The sequence below is a fragment of the Microcystis sp. M53603_WE2 genome (genome assembly GCF_030065435.1).
In genome coordinates, this window is the sequence record NZ_JASJFF010000326.1 from 1 (window position 1) to 4161 (window position 4161).

The 4161-nt window shown below is 42.5% G+C and carries 4 protein-coding genes; 1 reads left to right on the forward strand and 3 read right to left on the reverse strand.

Annotated elements, in window-relative coordinates; genetic code table 11:
• Positions 1-1630 (forward strand): ABC1 kinase family protein (locus PX481_RS07060; RefSeq protein ID WP_288094132.1); only part of this gene is annotated, 1630 nt, incomplete at its 5' end.
• A 12-nt stretch (positions 1631-1642) separates the two neighbouring features.
• Here the strand turns inward: PX481_RS07060 and PX481_RS07065 are convergent.
• The 3 genes from PX481_RS07065 to glnA form a co-directional block, all read right to left on the reverse strand.
• Entirely contained in the window at positions 1643-2050 is a 408-nt protein-coding gene (locus tag PX481_RS07065) for a hypothetical protein (RefSeq protein ID WP_012265197.1), read from the reverse strand.
• A 181-nt stretch (positions 2051-2231) separates the two neighbouring features.
• Positions 2232-2363, reverse strand: a complete 132-nt coding sequence (locus PX481_RS07070) for a hypothetical protein (RefSeq protein WP_288027510.1) — start codon at positions 2361-2363, stop codon at positions 2232-2234.
• 37 nt (positions 2364-2400) lie between these two features.
• Entirely contained in the window at positions 2401-3822 is a 1422-nt protein-coding gene (gene glnA / locus PX481_RS07075) for a type I glutamate--ammonia ligase (protein ID WP_002759972.1), read from the reverse strand.
• Positions 3823-4161: the final 339 nt, after the last annotated feature.

Below are 4161 nucleotides of genomic sequence, written 5' to 3' on the forward strand. Positions count from 1 at the left end.
CAGTCAAAGACAAAAAGAAATCCTTGAGATAGTTCTCGGCAACGGTTGGGACTATATGCGCGGGGTTTTAACCCTAGGAAAAACAGAAAATCCCCAGATTCCCACCCCAGAAGTTCTCAAAAAAATCCTTGTGGAATTGGGGCCTTTTTATGTCAAATTGGGACAGTTACTTAGTACCCGTCCCGATCTGCTACCTGCTAATTATATCGAGGCTTTAACTGCCCTACAAGCGCAAGTTCCTCCCGTTGCTTGGACGGATATAGAAATAGTCATCACCGAACAGTTAGCCAAACCGATCGAAGAGGTATTTAAGTATATTAATCCCCAACCGATTGCCGCAGGATCAATCGGGCAAATTCATCGGGCAACTTTATTATCTGGGGAGGAAGTAGCGATTAAAGTCTTGCGTCCTGGAATCGAAAAAATTGTTGCCCAAGATAGTGCCTTAATTAAGGTAATTGCTGATTTAGTTGCCCTCACAGAATTTGGTCAAAGTTACGACGTTGTTGACTTAGCAGAGGAGTTTATTAAAGCAGTCAATGCGGAATTAGATTTTACCCAAGAAGGTCATTATACTGACCAATTACGCTATAATTTAACCCAGAGTCGGTGGTCAGAACCCAAACAGTTAGTTATTCCTAAAATTTATTGGCACTTAACTAATTCCAGGCTATTAGTGTTAGAATGGTTAGAAGGAAAACAAATTTTAGAGGCCGATGTTTCTAGACCAGCAACTGAGCAAGCAATTTCCCAAAGAAAAACCGAAATAACTCGGATTTTGTTTCGGTCATTTTTTCAACAAATTTATATTGATGGCTTCTTTCATGCCGATCCCCATCCGGGTAATATTTTCTATCTTGATGATGGTAGAGTGGCTTTAATTGACTGTGGCATGGTGGGCAGATTAGACCCACAAACTCAACAAATTTTAACAGAATTGTTATTGGCAATTGTTGACTTAGATGCCAAAAGATGCAGTCAACTAACTATTAAACTATCCGAGTCAGTCGTGCCGATTACTTTAGTACAATTAGAGGTGGATTATGAGCGGATGTTGCGAAAATATTATAACCTCAATTTAAATCAAATTAACTTTAGTGAGGTGGTTTATGAACTTTTGCAAATTGCCCGTCGCAATAGAATTAAACTTCCGGGTAATTTAGGTTTATTTGCCAAAAGTCTCGCTAATCTAGAAGGAACTGCCCGAAAATTTAATCCTGATATTAATATCCTAGAAGAAGTCAAACCGCTATTAACTAATATTCTTGAACAACAGTTAATCGGTAGCACTCCCCTACAAACTGCCCTAAGAACAGTTTTAGACTTGAAATCTTTTTCCCTGAAATCTCCCCGTCAAATCGAAGTTTTACTAGATGGTTTAACCTCGGAAACTTTAAATGTTAATCTGAAAATTCGCGACTTAGATAATCTCCGTCGCAGTTTAGATAATTCCGCCAATCGACTAGCTTTTAGTGTGATTATTGGTTCCTTAATTATCGGGGCTGCTATTGTTACGGCCAGCACCCAATCTCGGCAATTAACTATTATTAGTACCGTATTATTTGCTACAGCTAGTTTTATCGGTTTATGGTTAGTTGTCGGTATCCTGCGATCAGGAAGATTGCGCTAGAAATTATCGCCATTAAATTAAGATTTGTTGTTGTAAAAATTTCGCCCACCGACTGGCTAATTCAACTTCAGTAAAGGGAATTCTTTCAGGCGATCGCTCTTTAAAAATAAATTCTAGGCAAGGGGAACCTTGGGGGGGAAGAGCATCTAAATCCACCACTTGATTATTAACTAACAGACGGATTTCTTTGACCTCCTCTAGGGAAAAAGTTTGTAAATTTATGACTCCCTTACGAGTTGGCTTTCCCCAAGTGATAATTTTATCTTTTTGACCTAAGACAGAATATATATCATACTTAGCTCGCTCGAAGTTTTCCGCCCATGATCGATAGATTTCCACTTTTTGGTATTCATTCCAACCACTCCAAGCCAACCAAATAAATAGAATTAATAAAGGTGTCCACAATAACCCGCGTTCCATAAACTATCGCCCCAAAATTCTGGTCAATTAATCCTATTTTATGCTAAGTGGGTGGGTGGAATTAAATATAAGATGAACGTAGGTTGGGTTGAAGCATGAAACCCAACGCCCGATTATGTTACGCTACCGCTAACCCATCCTACAAATAATTGTGCCTCCCTACTTAATTGGCAGCAAGGGATTATACTAGGGTTTGCGGCAAAAAGTGTTTCCTGGGGGTTGGGGTGTGGGGAAGGAAACCTCTTTCATCTGCGGTGGTGAAAATTTTTTCATCGGGACTGACTTGCTGATTCGGAAAAAAAAGGGCAGACAAAAGCCTCCCCTAGTATTAATGATTGGTCAATCAAACCTTAGACATCGTAGTAGAGAGAGAACTCGTAGGGGTGAGGACGTAAGCGCATCGGGTTAACTTCGTTATCGAGCTTGTAGGTGATCCAGTTGTGGATAAAGTCTTCGGTAAAGACACCAGAATCGGTCAAGAAAGCGTGATCTTTTTCGAGACTTTCCAGAGCTGCTTCTAAAGAACCGGGGGTAGAGGGTATTTTTGACAATTCTTCGGGACTGAGTTCGTAGATATCCACATCGAGAGGTTCCCCCGGTTCAATTTGATTTTTAATCCCATCGATACCGGCACAGAGCATAGCTGCAAAAGCGAGGTAGGGGTTAGAAGTCGCGTCAGGACAGCGGAATTCTAAACGTTTGGCTTTCGGGTTGCTTCCCGATAAAGGAATCCGAATCGAAGCGGAGCGATTACCTTGGGAGTAAGCCAGGTTTACAGGGGCCTCAAAACCGGGGACGAGACGCTTGTAAGAGTTGGTGGTGGGGTTAGTTAAAGCTAAGAGTGCGGGAGCGTGTCTAAGCAAACCACCGATGTAGTGCAGTGCCATTTGGCTAAGTCCGGCGTATTTATCCCCAGCGAACAGGGGTTGACCATCTTTCCAGATAGACTGGTGAACGTGCATCCCGGAACCATTATCACCAAAGATGGGTTTAGGCATAAAGGTGACGGTTTTACCGTATTTCTTGGCCACGTTCTTGATGCAGTATTTATAGGTCATCAAGTAGTCGGCAGCCCGTACTAGGGTAGAGAATTTAATCCCTAACTCGTTTTGACCACCAGTAGCGACTTCATGGTGATGTTTTTCGATGGGAACTCCGCAGTCGGCCATGGTTAAGAGCATTTCCGTGCGAATATCTTGAGAGGTATCGGTGGGACTAACGGGGAAATAACCCTGTTTGTAGGCGGGTTTATAGGCAAGATTTCCGTCTTTTTCGTCTTTACCGCTATTCCAACGACCTTCGACACTATCCATGTAGTAATAGCCTGCGTTGGCGGTTTGGTCGAAACGAGCGCTATCAAAGAGGAAAAATTCCGCTTCCGGTCCAAAATATACGGTATCACCTAAACCGGTAGTGCTAAGATAATCGATCGCTTTCTGAGCAATAGAGCGAGGATCGCGGCTATACCATTCACCGGTTCTCGGTTCTTTGATGCTACAGATCATGCTTAGGGTAGGTTCTTTGTAGAAGGGATCGATCCAAGCAGTGGTGGGATCGGGAACCATGGCCATATCGGATTCGTTAATTGCTTTCCAACCGCGAATACTGGAACCATCGAAGGCAACACCATCGCTGAAAGAGCTTTCATCGATTTGATCGTAGTAGAACGAGCAATGTTGCCAGATACCTGGCATATCAATAAATTTCAGGTCGATAATCTTAATATTGTTGTCCTGAATCATTTTCAAGACTTCTTGTGGCGTTTCGGGCATGGAAAACTCCTTTGACGTATGAATCGGTTCTTAAGCTTCTCAAAAAATCCATCCTAAACAGTCACTTTGACCAGTTTTGTATTTTTCGATACAAAATCTTTGATCCTAGCTTGAAAAAATCTGTAATTTCCTTGTTCAGGTCGGTAATTGCTCCGAATGGCGATTTGCCCATCAGCTTCTACTGCCCCTTGCCCTACTTAGGGTTTGCGGCAAAAAGTTTTTCGTGGGGGTAGGGTGTGGGGTGTGGGGTGTGGGGTGTGGGGTTTTACCGATTTTCAGGTGGTCAATTAGCTAATTTTCAGGGAAAAAGTCCAGGAATTTTCCCCCCAATCACTCCAA

Bases quoted from the DNA above. Each gene is read 5' to 3' on its own strand.
- PX481_RS07065 (WP_012265197.1), bottom strand. From the start codon at position 2,050: ATGGAACGCGGGTTATTGTGGACACCTTTATTAATTCTATTTATTTGG.
- glnA (WP_002759972.1), bottom strand. From the start codon at position 3,822: ATGCCCGAAACGCCACAAGAAGTCTTGAAAATGATTCAGGACAACAAT.